The sequence below is a fragment of the Shewanella aegiceratis genome, assembly GCF_019457495.1.
GTDB classification, from domain to species: Bacteria; Pseudomonadota; Gammaproteobacteria; order Enterobacterales; family Shewanellaceae; genus Shewanella; species Shewanella loihica.
The window spans coordinates 3,476,998-3,494,210 of record NZ_CP080416.1 but is presented as its reverse complement, the minus strand read 5'-3'; the positions used below and the strand labels follow the sequence as shown (position 1 = coordinate 3,494,210).

General features: G+C 54.9%; 15 protein-coding genes. 10 read left to right on the top strand and 5 right to left on the bottom strand.

What is annotated here, in order from left to right:
* Positions 1 to 33: 33 nt before the first annotated feature.
* Positions 34 to 1,197: a tRNA epoxyqueuosine(34) reductase QueG gene (gene queG / locus K0H80_RS15265; protein WP_220072119.1), complete on the bottom strand. Its 1,164-nt coding sequence runs from the start codon at positions 1,195 to 1,197 to the stop codon at positions 34 to 36.
* A gap of 399 nt (positions 1,198 to 1,596) precedes the next feature.
* Here queG and K0H80_RS15260 point away from each other — a divergent pair, with 399 nt between their 5' ends.
* A complete protein-coding gene (locus K0H80_RS15260; protein ID WP_220072118.1) occupies positions 1,597 to 2,343 on the top strand; it encodes a substrate-binding periplasmic protein in 747 nt (248 codons plus the stop codon).
* 64 nt (positions 2,344 to 2,407) lie between these two features.
* Here the strand turns inward: K0H80_RS15260 and K0H80_RS15255 are convergent, their stop codons facing one another.
* Positions 2,408 to 4,231, bottom strand: a complete 1,824-nt coding sequence (locus tag K0H80_RS15255) for a diguanylate cyclase (RefSeq protein WP_258406116.1) — start codon at positions 4,229 to 4,231, stop codon at positions 2,408 to 2,410.
* A 362-nt stretch (positions 4,232 to 4,593) separates the two neighbouring features.
* Between K0H80_RS15255 and K0H80_RS15250 the strand changes: the two genes are divergently transcribed.
* Positions 4,594 to 5,031, top strand: coding sequence for a DUF3069 domain-containing protein (locus K0H80_RS15250; RefSeq protein ID WP_220072116.1), 438 nt, complete (start codon positions 4,594 to 4,596; stop codon positions 5,029 to 5,031).
* A 14-nt stretch (positions 5,032 to 5,045) separates the two neighbouring features.
* Here K0H80_RS15250 and rsuA read toward each other — a convergent pair whose 3' ends face one another.
* Complete coding sequence (gene rsuA, locus K0H80_RS15245; RefSeq protein ID WP_220072115.1) at positions 5,046 to 5,738, bottom strand: 16S rRNA pseudouridine(516) synthase RsuA; 693 nt, start codon at positions 5,736 to 5,738, stop codon at positions 5,046 to 5,048.
* A gap of 190 nt (positions 5,739 to 5,928) precedes the next feature.
* On the opposite strand from rsuA, the gene K0H80_RS15240 reads away from it, so the two are divergent.
* The 6 genes from K0H80_RS15240 (at position 5,929) to K0H80_RS15215 (ending at position 11,473) form a co-directional block, all read left to right on the top strand.
* Complete coding sequence (locus K0H80_RS15240) at positions 5,929 to 6,462, top strand: sugar O-acetyltransferase (RefSeq protein WP_220074005.1); 534 nt, start codon at positions 5,929 to 5,931, stop codon at positions 6,460 to 6,462.
* Between the two features lie 200 nt (positions 6,463 to 6,662).
* A complete protein-coding gene (locus K0H80_RS15235) occupies positions 6,663 to 8,747 on the top strand; it encodes a M13 family metallopeptidase (protein WP_220072114.1) in 2,085 nt (694 codons plus the stop codon).
* A gap of 150 nt (positions 8,748 to 8,897) precedes the next feature.
* Positions 8,898 to 9,683, top strand: a complete 786-nt coding sequence (locus K0H80_RS15230; RefSeq protein ID WP_220072113.1) for a RelA/SpoT domain-containing protein — start codon at positions 8,898 to 8,900, stop codon at positions 9,681 to 9,683.
* A 96-nt stretch (positions 9,684 to 9,779) separates the two neighbouring features.
* On the top strand, positions 9,780 to 10,181 hold the full coding sequence (locus K0H80_RS15225; protein ID WP_011866768.1) for an SMI1/KNR4 family protein: 402 nt from the start codon (positions 9,780 to 9,782) through the stop codon (positions 10,179 to 10,181).
* 36 nt (positions 10,182 to 10,217) lie between these two features.
* Positions 10,218 to 10,718, top strand: coding sequence for a DUF4447 family protein (locus K0H80_RS15220; protein ID WP_220072112.1), 501 nt, complete (start codon positions 10,218 to 10,220; stop codon positions 10,716 to 10,718).
* Positions 10,719 to 10,852: 134 nt separating this feature from the next.
* Positions 10,853 to 11,473, top strand: a complete 621-nt coding sequence (locus K0H80_RS15215) for a hypothetical protein (protein ID WP_220072111.1) — start codon at positions 10,853 to 10,855, stop codon at positions 11,471 to 11,473.
* 116 nt (positions 11,474 to 11,589) lie between these two features.
* Here K0H80_RS15215 and K0H80_RS15210 read toward each other — a convergent pair whose 3' ends face one another.
* Both K0H80_RS15210 and K0H80_RS15205 read right to left on the bottom strand, forming a co-directional pair.
* The gene (locus tag K0H80_RS15210) at positions 11,590 to 12,225 is read right to left on the bottom strand and encodes a glutathione S-transferase family protein (protein WP_220072110.1); all 636 of its coding nucleotides are present in this window, start codon (positions 12,223 to 12,225) and stop codon (positions 11,590 to 11,592) included.
* A 245-nt stretch (positions 12,226 to 12,470) separates the two neighbouring features.
* On the bottom strand, positions 12,471 to 15,044 hold the full coding sequence (locus K0H80_RS15205) for a TonB-dependent receptor (RefSeq protein ID WP_220072109.1): 2,574 nt from the start codon (positions 15,042 to 15,044) through the stop codon (positions 12,471 to 12,473).
* A gap of 229 nt (positions 15,045 to 15,273) precedes the next feature.
* Between K0H80_RS15205 and K0H80_RS15200 the strand changes: the two genes are divergently transcribed.
* Positions 15,274 to 15,804, top strand: coding sequence for a PH domain-containing protein (locus tag K0H80_RS15200; protein ID WP_220072108.1), 531 nt, complete (start codon positions 15,274 to 15,276; stop codon positions 15,802 to 15,804).
* 182 nt (positions 15,805 to 15,986) lie between these two features.
* Positions 15,987 to 17,213, top strand: a complete 1,227-nt coding sequence (locus K0H80_RS15195) for an Nramp family divalent metal transporter (protein WP_258406255.1) — start codon at positions 15,987 to 15,989, stop codon at positions 17,211 to 17,213.

Genomic DNA, 17,213 nt, shown 5'->3' with positions numbered 1-17,213 from the left:
GAGGCGTTTGGCGAGTACCTTTAGATCAACGGCCTAGGCGTCTCTGGGGAGCCCCTTCTCGACGGTGCGGATCACTCGCTGTGTCTTACGGTTGGCCTGATAGTCGCCAAGCCTCTGGCGAGACAGTGCCCAGTCGATATGCTCGCGCACCATCTCATCTACCTCATCGCTTTCCCTGCGAGCCTCGAGGGCGGCGATGATCTCCTGCGAGGCCGGTGCATTGCCCAGCGCGATGGCTATGTTGCGCAGCCAACGTTTGTGGCCGATACGGCGGATGGCGCTCCCCTCGGTAAACTTCAGAAACTCCGCCTCGTTCCAAGCGAAGAGGGTGAGCAGTTCGGGATGTTTTAGCGGATCCCGGGTGTGGAAGTCGCTCTCCTGGGTCAGCGGCGCCTCGCCATTGACCGGGCAGACCAGCTGGCAGTCGTCACAGCCATAGATGCGGTTGCCCATCAAAGGCCTGAACTCTTCGGGAATCGCCCCTTGAAGCTCTATGGTGAGATAGGAGATGCAGCGCCTGCCGTCTACCACATAGGGCTCGACGATGGCGTTGGTGGGGCAGGACTTGATGCAGGCGACGCAGGTATTGCAGTCGGCCTGCACCGGAATGTCTACCGGTAGCGGCAGGTCGATCAGGAGTTCACCGAGGAAGAACCAGCTACCGGCTTCGTGATTGAGCAGCAGGCTATGTTTGCCGGTCCAGCCGAGCCCAGCCTTGTCGGCCAGGGGGCGCTCCAGGATGGGGGCCGAATCCACAAAGGGGCGATAGTTGGGGCGTTCGAGTCCCAAGGTTTCCAGCTCGTTCTCAATCTGTTGTCCCAGTTTCTTCAGGCGGTTGCGGATCATCTTATGATAGTCACGGCCACCGGCATAGCGCGAGATGTAGGCCAGGTTGGGATCCTTGAGATGGGTGGCGAAACCCGCCTCTGGCGGCAGGTAATCCATACGCGCCGAGATGACCCGCACAGTGCCCGGATGTAGCTCCTGCGGGCGGGCGCGCATCATGCCATGGCTCTCCATGTAGCCCATCTCACCGTGATAGCCCTTATCGAGCCAGGCCTGAAACTTGGGCTCTTCGGCGCGAAGATCCGTGTCGCAGATGCCGATTTGCGCAAAGCCTAACGCCTTGCCCCAGGTTTTTATCTTGAGGGCGAGCTGCTGTAACGCTTGAGGCGAGAGGGGGCTATGGTCTGACATACTTGGGCTAAGGGCTAAGGGCTAAGGGCTAAGGGCGAGTGGCCAGGGTGAACAGTGGCGCCATGATACCAGTTTTGCGTGGGAGGAGAAAACTTAAGCCGGTTTGGAGATTGCTTGATACAAGGAAAAAGAAAGAACGAGAGAAAGAGAGCGTCTGGTCTTGCCTCAGCTAGTGCCTATTGCAATTTGGTTGGGCGCTATTTATGTTGAACAGAGCAAGTTTGTAAAGCGCTCAGCATTCATGGCTTAGGGAAAGCCTGTCTATCTTAGACGATAATCAATAACAGGCGTTGGCCTCATTTCCGGGAGAACTATTTGATCTGGCGTAGCGTGCGGCTCATATCGCTGACTGGCTTATCACTGGCAGGCTTATTACTGACGGGCTTATCAATGATCGGCATGTCGCTGCTCTTGTCATCCTGGCCTGTCGGGGCGGCATCGTTGCGCATGCTCACCGAAGAGTGGGCGCCCATGAGCTATCAGGAGCAGGGGCTTCCCATGGGCTATGGCGTCAGCCTAGTGCAGCGTCTTGCCAAGGAGCTCGGTGAGGAGGCCAATATCGAGGTGCTGCCCTGGGCCCGCGCCTTTGCCATCGCAGAGGGTCAGGCCAACGTGCTGCTGTTTGCCACCTCCCTTAATGAGCAGCGCAGCAGGGATTTCGATTTCGTCGGTCCCATAGCCACCACAAGTATCTCTATCTATGCCAAGGCCGATGACAGGGTGACCCCCGCCTCGGTGGCCGAGCTGGACGCTCTGGGCAGCGTCGGCGTCTATCGCGGCTCCCTTGGAGAATCTATCCTGACCCGTCAAGGAGTCGAGCACCTGACGGTGGCCAGCTTTCCACAGCAGTCGGCGCGCCAGCTACAACATGACAGGATACGTTTCTGGTGCCAGGCGGATCTGGCGGTGGAGCGTCTGTTGGCCGAGGTGAATATGGGGCTGGATGAGGTGCATCCCGTGCTGGAACTGGCGCAGATAGATCTCTACCTGGCTTTCTCTAAGGGGACCGACCCTGAGCGGGTGAGTCGCTGGCATGAGGCTTTGGTTAAGTTACAGGCCTCGGGTGAGATGGCCCGTCTCTATCATGCTTGGTTTCCCAAGCTAAATCCCCCGAGCCGTGTCGAGCTGCTTAAGCACGGCGACTAAGGATGCAGCGATAGGGCTTTGTTGCCTGTACTGCAACCTTGCTTTCGTTTTGCTTTTCAGAACATTAGGTATCTAATATGGCGCAGTTACGACCCGATGACTTAGCGCGGTAGAGGGCATCGTCGGCGCGCTTCAATAGATGCTCGAAGCTCTTGTCGCCATCTGTGCAGGCGATACCGGCACTGATGGTGAGCTTGAAGTTCATGTAGACGTCATCGAAGTTGCTGCTCTCTACTGTGGTCACCAAGCGCTGCGCCACATTGAGGGCCTGCTCGGCCGTGGTGCCGGGTAAGATCACCAAAAACTCTTCACCGCCGACCCGCCCCACCAGATCCTGTTTGCGCATCAATCCGTTGCTGATGTTGGCCAGGGCGATAAGCACCTTGTCGCCGATGTCATGGCCATACTTATCGTTGACCTTCTTAAAGTGGTCGGCATCGAACAGTATGATAGACAGGGGTTGGTGGCCCTCATCCTTAGACTTGAAGTAACCCTCACCCTTAGAGTAGGTATAGCGCCTATTGGGCAGCTGGGTCAGATGATCCGTCAGCGCCAGGATTGAGAGCAGCTTGGACTTCTGCGACTGCTTGTAGGCGACGATGGAGAGAATGATCATTATGATACAGCCCAGGACGATCACCGCCAGCTGCAGGTACTTGTTCTGCTTAAGGATCACCAGCTCGTTCTCTTTGATCTTCTGCAGTTCGATCAGCTGCTGGTTCTCGCGCTCTATCTGCTCGGTATTGAAGCGGGTGCGCATCTCTGTGGTGCGGTTGGTCTGCTGGGTGGCATCCAGCGACTTATGGGTCTGTATGTAGCTCAGCAGCGCCTCGTAGGCCTGTTTCCAGTCTTTCTCGGCGACGAAGATCTGGCTGTGCACCATGTGCAGCTGTTCCAGGCCGCGGGCATTCTTGATCTGTTTAAAGGTCTCTTCGGCCATGTCGATATAGTCGAGCGCCTGTTGATACTGGCCATTGGTGAGGGCAGATTGCGCCTGATACAGACGCATGAAGCTGTAGCTGGCGCCTTGGTCCGGGGTGATGCTTTTCTGCGCCGCATCCAGGTAGGGCTTGGCCTCCCCTTGACGATGCAGCTGAATCAGCACGCCGGCGACATTCACCGCCGTGTGGGCACTGGCTTCCTCGCCCAGAGTATCACGCCAGTATTGGTAGGCTTCCTTGTGCTTTTTTAGCGCCGCCTCATATTCGCCAAGTTCCTCCAAGGCGAAGCCTATCTCCGTCTTGATGGCGTTGGCGCCATCTTTATCGCCGGTATCTTCGAAGCCCTTCTCCAGCTTGCGATAATATTTTATTGCCGTCTGAGGATCGCCGAAACGGCGGTAGCTGGTGGCCAACTCGGTGAGGTTGTAGATAGCCCAGTGTTGCAGGTTGAGGGACTCATAGAGGTGCTGGGCGGTGATCAGATCTTCCAGCGCCTGGGCAAAGTTACCCTGGAAAGAGTAGATAGCGCCGCGCAGTGAGCGCGAGTCGGCGATGAGCCGTGGCGATTCTATCAGGTAGGCTTCGGCGACAACCTTGTTGTACTCCTCCAGGGCAATATCGACCTTGCCAAGTAATTGGTGCATGAAGGCGCGGCACAGCTTGAGATCTGTGGTGGCCTCCGCCGAGGCGGCAACCCCTTCGGTGAGCAGTTTCAGATCGGCAAAGGCGATGGCATCTTTGAGTGCCTGCTGCTTGGTGATGTCGTAGTTATTCCAGCAAAGTACCGTCTGCAGCTTGAGGTAACGCTCCATGTCGTCGGCAGTAATATTGGCTGTCAGGTAGCCGAGTGCCTCTTTGATCGCCTGCTGATCTTTATACTCGCCCTGGTCGAACTTTTTAAAAATGGCGTCTATCTCTTCGGCGCTATCTTCTTGCGCTTGGCTCAATGGGCTGAGGCCTAAGAGTGAGAGGCTAAGACTGATCAGCAGCAGAGAAGTTATCCAGGATTTTGCTTTTGTTGTTCTTGTCATTTTTAGCTTTGCCAACCTTGCTATGTGACCATTTAACCATAGCATAAACACTTTTTTTGTAACTATATTATACGGATGACAGTTTATTGACAGTAAAAAGTATATTTTTTATGCGTTTATTTTTAACTTTTATATAACAAAAGTGTCAATTTTGCTTTTCAGTCAGACTAGGGTATAACGTCAGCCTTTATTCTGCGCCTGCTTGTCGGCTCTATTTGGCAAGTTTTGATAGGCGAACCTGCCGCGATGAATGCGGCGCTTTGTGTCGAGAGTGTTTTATGAGTAAACCCAGTCAAGAATATCAGGCGATCGCCGAGCAGGCGGCGCTGAATGTATGCAACACAGTGATCCCCATGGATAAGGTGCCGGCGAATCTGCTGGAGGCCTATGCCAATCTGTTCAATGAGCTGCTCAGCGATGAAGAGGAGAAGTTCGCGGCTGCCTGGAACGCCATGCCTGCCAGCGCCAAGGGGTTAATCGGCCAAGCCGAATTCCACGGCTTCTATATCGCCAATTCTTGGTTGCAGCTAAGCCGTGTCGCCCAGGATATTGCCGAGTTGGCCGACAGCGACGAGGCGATCGAGGAGAAGGAGTACAACAACATCTTCACCCGCCTGGCGGAAGCCTCGCTCAAGGAGAGTGTGAAGAAGCTGAAGAAGGCGCGCACCGACCGCGCCCTGCTCAACAGCATCAAGGCGGTCATCGCCGGCCGATAATTGATAACTGTGCGCTACTTTACCGAGGCTATCTCAGCCTCTGTCAGGTAGCGCCATTCACCCGGTGCCAGACTCTCGTCCAGCACTATCTCGCCAACAGATTCCCTGTGTAGTCCCACCACCTTGTTGCCGACGGCGGCAAACATCCGCTTCACCTGATGATACTTACCTTCGGTGATGGTGAGTCTCGCCTCGTGGCTGCCCAGCAGCTCAAGTGTAGCCGGTTTTGTGAGTCCCTCTTCGCTGCGTAGCGCCAGCCCGGTGGCAAATTGCTTGACCCACTCAGCCTTGAGGGGATCGGCAAGCTGCACCAGATAGGTCTTACCGCATTCGCGTTTCGGCGAGGTGACCCTGTGGGACCATTGACCGTCACTGGTGATCAGCACCAGGCCCGTGGTATCTGCGTCCAGGCGTCCGGCGATATGCAGCTCCTCTTTGTGGGGCAGGTCGAGCAGGTTGAGCACAGAAGGGTAGACCTCATCGACGGTGGAGCAGAGGGTGTCCACCGGCTTGTGCAACATGATAAAACGCGGCCCAATCAGCGAGATAGGCTCGCCGTCCAGACAGACCTTCTGGCTCTCATTCAGCTTGAAGCTGCCATCTTTGATGACCTGACCATCGACTGTCACCTCGCCCCTGTGTAGGGCCTTCTTGGCCAGAGAGCGGGTGAGCTGGGTGGATTCGCTGATAAATTTGTCTAGACGCACTGGATTACCCTAAGGATGCTACTTTGGGGCGATATTATGAGGCCGCCGAGAATTAATGGAAAGTGGCAATTAAAAAGGACTCGTCACGAAAAGCGTCAGAGAGGAAAAGAGCTAGCCCTGAAAAGTGTTAGCATGGCAAATTTCAGACACATTATGCATCCTCGAAAGGAGCCGATAGGCGATGGAAGAAGTGAGTGAATTTGACAAGATGGTCAGCGGTCAGGAGTACAACTGCCTCGATGGCGAGCTGCAGAGCCGTTGGCAGGCGCGGCAACAGGCCAATGCCGAGATGAACCGCCGCGGGGAAGTGGACAAAGAGCTGCTGCCTCATCTGGACGCCAAGGCTGTGGTTAAGCTGCCGCTCTATATCAGCTATGGGCAGAATCTGCATGTCGCGCCTCAGGTGTTCATCAACGTCAATGTCACCTTACAGGACAATGCTCCCATCACCATAGGGCGTCAGACCATGATAGGGCCAAATGTGCAGTGCTATACCGCCAACCATCCGCTGGATGCGGCGCGTCGCTGTCAGGGCTGGGAGCAATCCGAGGCTATCCATATCGGCGAGCGGGTTTGGATAGGCGGCGGGGCGATCATTTTACCGGGCGTAACCATAGGCGATGAGGCCGTTGTCGCGGCGGGCGCCGTGGTGACCAAGAATGTTCCTCCAAAAACTCTAGTGGGCGGCAATCCGGCGCGGGTGATACGTCACATTGAGGCGTAATAGGGCGTTAGCGCCAGGGAGAGGAAATCTTTACTTACATATGAGTGACCAGAAATTCGCCCAAGGGTAGCAGATAAACTTGTTTACATTGACCCAATCCCTTTAACATAGGTCTCTTGAAGCAGTTTTTGCACCATTTTGGCTTCGCCATGACAGTCGCATTGCTAACAAAAAAACAATTAAGCATAAAAGGAATTCACATGAAAAAAGTGTTCGTTGGAGGGGTTTGCGCCTCTTTGATTCTTGGTCTTAGCGCTTGCAACAGCGACCAGGCAGAAGTTAAGGCCCCGGAAACCGCCAAGACAGAGACCGCAGTAGCGGTACAACAGGCCCTGACCTCGGGTATCGATTTTGCTAACTTCGACAAGTCGGTACGTCCGCAAGATGATTTTTATGCCTACGTTAACGGCACCTGGATCAAGAACACTGAGATCCCAGGCGATCGCACCAGCACAGGTGCCTTCTATGATCTGCGTGAGAAGTCTCGTGACGACGTTAAAGCCATCATCGAAGAAGTGGCGGCTACCCCTAACCTGAAGGCGGGCAGCGACGAGCAGAAGGTAGCCGACCTGTATCGCTCTTTCATGGACACAGAGCAGCTAGACAAGCTGGGCATCAAACCGATTCAGGGTGAGCTGGACAAGATCGCCGCTCTGGAGAACAAAGATCAGCTGGTGGAATACTTTGCCCATAGCCAGATGATTGGTGGCGGCACGCCGCTGGCATTCTACATCGACATCGACTCTAAAGATTCTAGCCGTTACGCCACTCATATCTGGCAATACGGTCTGAGCCTGCCTGAGAAGGATTACTACTTCAACGAAGCCGAGCGTTTCGTCAACATTCGTAAGGCGTTTGTGGCCCACATCGAGAAGATGTTCACCCTGGCCGGTCTGCCAAACGCGAAAGAGAGCGCCGAGCATATCCTGGCGCTGGAAACCGCTATCGCCAGCCGTCATTGGGACGTCGTCGAGACCCGCGACAGCACTAAGACCTATAACCTTTACCAGGTGGCCGATCTGCCTAAGCTGGCGCCGGACATCAACTGGAACGGTTACCTCAAGACCCTGGGCGGCGACAAGCAGGCCGACATCATCGTCAACCAGCCAAGCTTCATCGAAGGTTTCAACGAAGTGCTGAAGGCTAACGATCTGTCTGTGTGGAAGACTTACATGACCTGGCAGACCCTGACCCACTTCGCCGGCGATCTGAGCACAGATCTTGACCGTGAAAATTTCGAGTTCTTCTCTAAGACACTCAACGGCCAGGCCGAGCAACAGCCACGCTGGAAGCGCGGCGTGAGCACGGTAAACAACCTGCTGGGTGAGGTTGTGGGTAAGGTTTACGTGAAGCGTCACTTCAAGCCTGAAGCCAAGCACCGCATGCAGGAGCTGGTTGAAAACCTACGTCGCGCCTATGGCGAGAGCATCGATGGCCTGGAGTGGATGAGCCCAGACACTAAAGTCGCGGCCAAAGACAAGCTGGCTAAGTTCGATCCTAAGATTGGTTACCCAGATCGCTGGGAAAACTACGACAAGCTGACCATCAAGGCCGATGACCTGGTAGGCAACAGCATGCGCGCCAGCGAGCTGAGCCATGAGAAGGATCTTGAGAAGCTAGGTGCGCCAATCCGTAAGTGGGAATGGCACATGACACCACAGACGGTGAACGCCTACTACAACCCAACCATGAACGAGATCGTCTTCCCGGCGGCAATTCTGCAACCTCCTTTCTTCAACATGGAGGCAGATGACGCGGTGAACTATGGCGGTATCGGCGCGGTGATCGGTCACGAGATGGGCCATGGCTTCGATGATCAGGGCGCTAAGTTCGACGGCGAAGGCAACATGCGCGACTGGTGGACAGAGCAAGATCTGAAAGAGTTTGCTGCGCGCGGTAAGGCGCTGGTAGATCAGTACAATGGTTACTCGGTGTTTGACGATCTGAATGTTAACGGTGAACTGACGCTGGGTGAGAATATCGGCGACCTGTCAGGCGTAACCATCGCCTACAAGGCTTACAAGATGTCACTCAATGGTAAGGAAGCACCGGTTATCGACGGCCTGACCGGCGACGAGCGTTTCTTCATCGGCTTTGGCCAGATCTGGCGTGCCAAGATCAAGGAAGAGGCGATGCGTAACCGCGTGGCGACCGATCCACACTCACCGGCTAAGTTCCGTGCCCTGGGCGCGCTGTCTAACATGCCTGAGTTCTACACCACCTTCGACGTTAAGCAAGGCGATGCCATGTACATCGAACCCGCTCAGCGTGTGAAGATCTGGTAATTCGAGTTTTCTCGATAAAAAAGAGCGCCTTGGCGCTCTTTTTTTATGTCTGTTTCATGATAAATAATTGTTCATGATCCATTCAGCAAGGGTTAAGTGAACCCTGGCTAGATTAAGGGTACAAGGTTTGCGCTTTTACCGAGGACGGTTATGAATAAGTTGTTTAGACCCTTTTTTATTTTCCTGTTACTTGTCTCCACCCGTAGCGCCCTGGCGACCAATTACGACGCCTTAATCGATACCAAAGAGGAATCTGGTTGCTACGCCCAGAAACAGTCCTTCAGTAAAGACCAGCATGGTCTGCACGCCATCGCCAGTAGCTCCGCCGCCCTGATCCGCCAGAGTAGCGACGACCTCGATAGCCTCTATGCCCAGGCCCAGAACGCCCAGCAAGAGCTGACTAGCCTGCTAGAGGGGCTAAATACCCAAGAGAGTTACCAGCTGCTGATCCCCGAAGTGAAAAGCTATGAGCGTGCCAAGGCCAAGATTGCCGCCAAGTTTGACGGCGATGCCAGCCGCATCACGGATCTTGCCAGGGCCAGCCTGGTGGCTAACGACATTCAGGGGCTGATGACGGCGTTTGAGGATCTTCAGCAGCAGGTCCAGGTATTGCAGGTGAAAAACCGTTTCGCCGAGCCTAAGGCCTCCGGCTATCGCGACCTCAACCTGCTGGTGCAGTTACCGCAAACTGGCATGATCGCCGAGGTGCAGCTGCACCTCAAGGCCATCGCCGAGATCAAGAGTGGTGAAGAACATAAGGCCTACGAGCAGATCCAGGCCATCCAGTCCCGCGCCTTGGCCCAATCCCGCGACTTGAGCCAGCTGGAGCAGGCGCAGATAACCAATCTGCGTCAGGCCTCCCACAAGCAGTACCACAAGGCGTGGCTCTACTATAAAAGGCTGGACAGCGCCGAGCTGTTAGCCGCCGCGGCCTAATCTCATTGAGGTGCAGCGTCTGCGATAAATTGGATTAACAATCTGGGCTTAAAGCGATTATACTTGCGGCCATTAGCCCATTTAGAGCAAACGACAATGCACGATCTTATCGAGCAACTCAGGGAACTGAGCGAGACAGTTCCCGTTCCTCTGGAGCTGCCCAGCTTCGATCAACTGGTCGAAGTGGAAGAGCAGATCCTGATCCCCTTACCCGCTGAGCTGAAAGAGTATCTCCTCTACGCCAGCGACGTGATTCACGGCACTTTAGAGCCTGTGACCGCAGCCGACCCTTATGCCCATACCTATCTGCCCGAGGTAACCTCTTATGCCTGGTCTATCGGCATGCCGAGGGAATATATCGCCATCTGTCAGCAGGGCGATGACTTTTACTGTATCGATCAGGAAGGTCAGGTGATGCTGTGGCAAGACGGCGAACTGGCCGAGGAGAGCTGGGAGTCGTTCTGGCAATGGGTCGAAGAGGTTTGGATCCCCGCCTAGGCGCGTGACAAGATTAACTCAAATTTGGATATCAAGATGGCAAAGACAGCTGAATTAAATGCAATAGAAATTAAATACCTGCGTCACTCACTCGGCCTGAGTGCCGCCCAGGTGGGCGAGCTGAGCAAGTGTAGTGAAGCCGACGTACTGGCCTGGGAAGCGGGTGAGGCCGAGGTGTCGGGTCTGGCGGCCAAGAAGCTGCTGGAACTGGATGAGACCATAGAGATGCAGGTGCTAAACACCTGTGACGGCATCGAGGAGCTGTTTAAGAAGGAGCCTAAGCGCCGCCTGAGCTTCGTGGTCTACCCGACACAGGCCATCTACACCCAGTACAACCCCGAGTTCTTAAGCTCGTTGCCGCTGACCGAGCTGTACAACACGGCGGCCTGGCGCATCAAGAAAGAGTGTAAGCTGGTGCTGGAAGTCGAGGTCACCCTGGTGCCGCTGGACGTCGAGGCTTACAAGGCTTATCGCGAGAAGGAAGGCCTGAAAGAGAGCCGCGAGAGCCGCGCCAAATGGGCAGCTACTCAGCTGTGAATTAGCCCCTGATTCGATAAAAAAGCCCTGCTGGTTAAAGCGGGGCTTTTTTAATTATCTTTCATCTTTAAACTGTGTTGCTTCAACGAGCTCAATGCTATCTTGTGCAGATGTTACTTAAAGGTTAACTCCATTTGGACAAGGATATGTACCAAGCCGCCAGCCTTCGCCAGCCTACTTCATTCTTCATTGCCATCGCAGCGCTTATCTATCTGCCGCTGATTGAGAGCCTGTTACCCGGCCTGTTTGGCGCCTACTGGGTTGATCCTAGTTTTATGGCCAAGGCACAACCTGTGGTTCTGCTGAACAAGCTGATTGCCCTACTATTTGGATTGTCGCTGTTGGAGCGTTTTCGTCGTCAATTTGCAAAGGTCGTCAAAGGCAGTTGGCCGTTAACGATTGTTATGGGGCTGAGTTATCTGCTGGGGGCCGTGCAGCTGATCTTCTTGGTGCTGGGTCTGTTTATGAGCCTGGTGTTTAGCGCGCCTGCCAATGAGCAGAGTCAGTTTAAGCGCTATGAAGATTACGCCATCTGGGTGCAGACCGTAGATCCCGGCGCCATGGGCAAGGCCTATCACAGGGTATGGATGCAGTGCGATCTGCCCCTGTGGCGGTATCGATTGGCGCCGATTCAAACCTTGGACTGGATGGGGGAGTATGAGATGAGCCTGGATGAGCATATCTTGAAGATAAGCTCTAGGTTTGACGAGATCAGTTTGGATCTCTCCAAGGTGCCAGACTGCCCGTCTGCTTGATTATCGTTTGCTTCAAATAGCAAAGTGTTTGGCTATTCACTAAGGCCTCATGGCAGTGGATTGCAGCATAATCTCTATAGCGTTAGACATTATGCTGCTAAACCTTTTACGCTTAACTACTCTGCTGCTTGAGCGGCGACGGCCTCGGTTTTTTCCAGCGCGTGGATCAGGGCCGGGCGTGTCTTCATTCTGTCTCTGAAGGCGGCGAGTTTAGGTGGGATCTGCTGCTCAAATACCGTCGCCCACATCAGAGTATGAGCCAGCATGATATCGGCAACCGTTGGGATATCTCCTAGCAGGTAGTCGCTGTCCGGCAGCCACTGTTCGGCGATGGCGGCGGCCTTGTTGAACTCCCACACGGCTGTGGGCAGTATGGCTGGCAGGCGCTGCTCCTCGGGTAGGGCGAACTTATGCTTGCCCATGGTCCACAGGGGCTGCTCCAGTTCGCAGATGATGTAGCTCATCCACTGATGGTAATGGGCGGCTTCAGGTGTGCCGGGTGTGGGCAGAAACTGTCCCTGACCATATTTTTCCGCCAGATATTGGCAGATGGCGGCGGACTCGGTGAGCACCAACTCATCGTCCTTTATGACGGGCACCTTGCCGCAAGGGTTCATGGTCAGAAAGGCCTCGCTGCGGTTATCGCCCTTGGCAAAGTTGATGAAATGAAATTGCCAGTCGATACCCAGTTCTTCCAAAAGCCAGGAGACGCGCAGGGCACGGCTTCTTGGGGTTCCATATAGAGTGATCATCCTTTTCCTCGCTTATCTTTAGGTGAGTAATGAGTGTAAATAAAAATGGCATCCATTTGGATGCCATTTTTGTGACAGTGTATGTTTTACCTATCCTAGTAAATAGCTGATCATCCTAGCTCGTTAAAACGTTCGATAACTATGTTAGGTTTTTTGATTGTAGAATAACTAGTTATCGAAAATCCTGCCTGGTTATCAAACGTTTTTTTACGCTATTTCTGATAGCTTACTTACTGTGATTGGTATTAGAACCTCATGCTCAACTTGGTGTAGAAGTAGCGGCCCATTGGGTTATGGGTGGCAATCACATAGCCGTAGAGGTCTGTGTCGCCGTCGCCGATGGCAAATGGCGGTTCTTCATCCAATACGTTGTTGACGCCGACTGTCCACTTGAAGGTGTCGTTGAAGCGGTATGAACCGGACATGTCCACCAAGAGTTGAGACTCAACCATTCGCGACTTGTTGACCTCGAAGTCGAGTGAGCCGTCGAAGTCGATATCTGGCGTATCTTCAAACTCGCCTATGTAGCTGAAGTTGATGTTGGCGGCGAAGTCATCCATGGTCCAGTTGGTGGTCAGCAACCAGCGATGTTGCGGGTAGCGGTACTCGCCGGTGTAATCCAGCTTGTCCTTCTCAAACTTGTGCAGATAGCTGTATTCCAGACCAAACTTGAGGTCGCCGAAGCGGTCCATCTCCAGGCCGTAGTGGCTGGAAACGTCCACACCTTGAACCTCTTGCGAGCTTAAGTTGATGAAGCTTGAGTGGATCAGGCTGATTGGGCCCAGAGTTTGTCCCGGCTGCGGCGCCAGACGCTCACACACAGTGCTGTTTTGATCGTTACAGTTAGCCAGGTAGATCTCGCCCAGTGGCTGCTTATCGATCTTGTTGTCTTGAGTGATACTGAAGACATCGAAGCCGATATCAAACTTCTGGCTCGGTGCCCAGATCAGGCCCGCGTTCCAGGTTTCTGACTCTTCGGCGTCCAGTTCTGAGTTACCGGCAAATTCTGTGTTGTAGTCCAGCGCGGTACAGTCGACGTTGTCGGCGGCGCAGCGGTAGGTATCGATGAAGAAGCTACTCTCTCTCGATGGGCCAAGACCGATTTGTGCCAGAGATGGCGCGCGGAAACCGGTCGCCCAAGAGGCGCGAGCGGTCAGCTGATCGCTAATTCCCCATTGGAAGGCAACCTTAGGGTTGGTGGTTGAACCGAAATCACTATAGTGATCGTAACGGCCGGCCAGTTGCAGCTCGAAGTTGTCGGTAACCGGGATAGAGAACTCCACATAGGCCGCGTACTGGTCGCGGTCTGCCTGGGCTGATACGGCTTCGGTACCGAAGATCAGGCCGCGCTGGAATTGATCATCCGGGACATCGCTCACGTCCTCTTCACGGTACTCGACGCCCGCGGCCATCATGACTTCACGATCCGCCAGGGTAAAGGCCGGGCCCGTGATGCTGGCGTCATAAGCGGTCAGGTGTGATACACCTTGGCGAACCAGGCTGGTGGTGATGCGATCGATCACATCCTGTGAATTCATGGTGCCGCCAAATGGGTTGTAGTTACCGGCGTCGATTTCGGCTTGCAGGAAGTCGGTGCGCACCCAGCCTTGGGTTCTGTCACCCTTCTGGGTTGATTCGCTGCGGCCTTTCTGAGCCGAGACTTCCCAATCCCATTCATCTATGTTGCCGCGTAGACCGGCAACCAGACGTAGGGTGTCAGATTCTATGTCCCAGCGACGAGCGCCGGCATCCACTGTGCGATAACGACCTATCTCGATATCCTTGCCCCACGGGTTGTTTGGGTGGGTGCCGGGAACCGTTAGCATGGCATCTTCATCCAGCGGAGTCGGCGCGCCGCCGGCCTCAGAGGTGTTGTGCTGGGCCGCGACTTCCAGGAAGGCGGTCATCTCGTCGCTCAGGTGATAGTCGAATTGGGCGATTGCCCCCACACGCTCGGCGGCTGGGATGGTGAGGTTGTATGGACCGTAGTCGAACAGACAGCTGCCGCTGGCGGTGGCCGAATCGGCCGGACAGTCAGGGTCTATGGTCTTGACGCCATCGACATAGAAGTAGCCGGGGAAGCCGCGTGATGAGCGGAAATCTTCACCGCCGTATGGGCTCTGGTTGGCGGTGCCGAAGCGGCCCATCTCGGTGGCGGCGAGTGTGCTGTTTTTGAAGTAATCGAGAATGATAGAGGCGCTGCCCTTATCGGACTGCATGCCCCACAGCATAGAGCCGCTCTGCTCGTCATAGCCTGAGCCAGAGGCTTCGCCGTAGCCCAGGTTGACTTCGATACCTTCGAAGTTTTTACGCAGAATGATGTTGACCACACCAGCGATGGCGTCTGAACCATAGATGGCCGAGGCGCCATCTTTAAGGATATCGATACGCTCGATGGCGGATACCGGAATATTGTTGATGTCGACGAAGGAGTTAGTGATCCCTTCGGCGAATGAGCTGATGGCCACACGGCGACCGTTGATCAGTACCAGAGTAGCGTCTGGGCCCATGCCGCGCAGACTGATAGAAGCCGCGCCGTTGGCGGTAGAGTCCTGGCTGTTACCACGGGTCGAGAAGGCGCCCGCGCCGTTGGCTGGCATGCGTTCCAGCAGTTGTTGTAGGTTGTCGAAACCCATGTTGGCGATATCGTCTTTGTTGATCGACTGGATTGGCGATGGGCCTTCGATATCGGTACGTTTAATGCGAGAGCCTGTGACTTCGATGCGCTCGACGCCTTCGTCGGCCGCATAAACATGTGGGGTTAGCGCAATGGTAATGGCGATAGCGCAGGCGCTGGGCCAATATTGAGGTCTTTTCATGTTCATCCCTTTTGAATCATTATATTTTTAATTCAGTGACTACCACTCAACTACCGCCACCATTTGTTACATTAACGTTACTAAACTAATTCCTTAAGTAACAAAGTCAATAGGGCGAATTGATAACAAATGTAAATAAATAAACCCATGAATTTGATTGATTAATACAAAGGCTCTTGGCATTGTCATAGCTCGGTTCCCGTCAGACCTATGGGGAGATGTAAATAAAATGGAAGAAAAAACACTGCTCGAGGCACGCTTTCACCACAAGCTTGGGCACTATTGGCTGACCTCGGGGGCGGTAGTGCTTGCCGTCTCCGTCGTCGGGATCCCGCTCTTGCTGCTCTGGTACCCCATCGGCCTGTGGGCGACTCATAGATATATCGCCAACATGAGCGCCGAGCTGACCACCAAGAAGCTTATCGTGCGTAAGGGAATACTCACCCGCACCGAAAATACCGTGCCGCTGGATAAGATCACCGACATGGCGATGATCCAGGGACCGCTGATGCGCCTGTTCGGCATCCACAAGTTGACCATAGAGACGGCGGGGCAGTCGGGCAATGGAGCGCTGATCAGCCTTACCGGCGTCGAGGAGGTGGCCGAGTTTCGCGCCGCGGTGATGGCGCAAAAGAGTGCGCTGGCCGAGCAGAGTCAGCCCGGCGAGGCGAAAGTTGATGTGGACGCCCAGACCCTGGCCTGCCTGCAGAGTATCGACGAGACCCTGAGGCGCATCGAGGCCAAGCTGGCTCAGTCTTAGTTCAAGCAGGCTCAGTCTTAGTTCAAGCTGGCTCAGTCTTAGTTCAAGCAGGCTCGGCCTTAGCATCAGCCGTAGCAGGCCATTGCTGACAGAGCCCTGCCTGGGCAAACAATTTTAGTTTATCTGAAGGAAAATCGAGAGTGGAAAACGTTAGTGTAAATACAACCCAGACGAGCCTATGGCTGCAGGGCCGCCGATTGTTAACCGCCACAGGCCCTGGTCTGCTAATGGCGGCCGCGGCGATCGGCGCCTCGCATCTGGTGGCCTCGACCCGGGCCGGCGCCGAGTTTGGCTGGCAGCTGGCCTGGGTGATACTCCTGGTGAACCTGCTCAAGTATCCCTTCTTTGCCGCCGGGGCACGTTATACGGCGGCAACCGGTGAGAGTCTGCTGCACGGCTATCAGCGCCAGGGAAGGGGCTATCTGCTGCTCTTCTCGCTGCTCAACGCCCTGGCGGCGGTGGCCAGCACCGCAGGCGTCGCCATGTTAACTGCCGCGCTGCTCACCCAGTTTATTCCCCTGCCAATCGATCTGCTGGCGCTGATCGTCTTGGTCGCCAGCCTGCTGCTCTTGGTATTGGGTCATTATCGGGTGCTGGACAGGGTGACCAAGGTGATCATGCTCTGCCTGACGGTGACCACCCTGAGCGCCGCCGCGCTGGCCTTTAACGCCGAGCCTATTCTGGCGCCGGGCTTCGTGTCGCCTTCCCCCTGGCAGTGGGCTCATGTGGGTTTTCTGGTCGCCATGATGGGTTGGATGCCGGCGCCTATCGAGGTGAGCTGCTGGAACTCCCTCTGGCTTTTGGAAAAGCAGAAACAGCAGATGGTGACGCCTAAGCAGGCGCTGTTCGATTTTAATCTGGGCTTCATCACCACGGCGATACTGGCCGTGGTGTTTCTCTCGCTCGGCGCCATGGTGATGCACGGCTCGGGCGTGCACTTCTCGCCTTCCGGGGCCAAGTTTGCCGAGCAGTTGATTCAGCTCTATAGCCAGGTGCTGGGGGAGGGGAGCCGTTACCTGATCGCCCTGGTGGCCCTGCTCTGTATCTTCAGCACCACGGTTACCGTGGTGGATGGTTACAGCCGTACCCTTATCCTGAGTGTGCAGCTACTGCGAAAGGATGAGGTCAGCGAGCGCGGGCTGAACCTGACCATGTTGGCCGTGAGTCTGCTGGGGCTGGGGATCATACTCTTCTTCAAGGGGGCATTGCTGCCACTGTTGCAGTTTGTGATGACCCTGGCCTTCATGACCACCATCATCTTCGCCTGGCTCAACTATCGCCTGATGACCAGTGACAACCTGGCGCCCGGCGATCGCTACGGCGTGGCCATGCGGCTGCTTTCTTGGATCGGCATGACTTATCTGCTAGGGTTTGCGGCTTTATTTGTCTACTGGAAGTTTGTCGGTTAA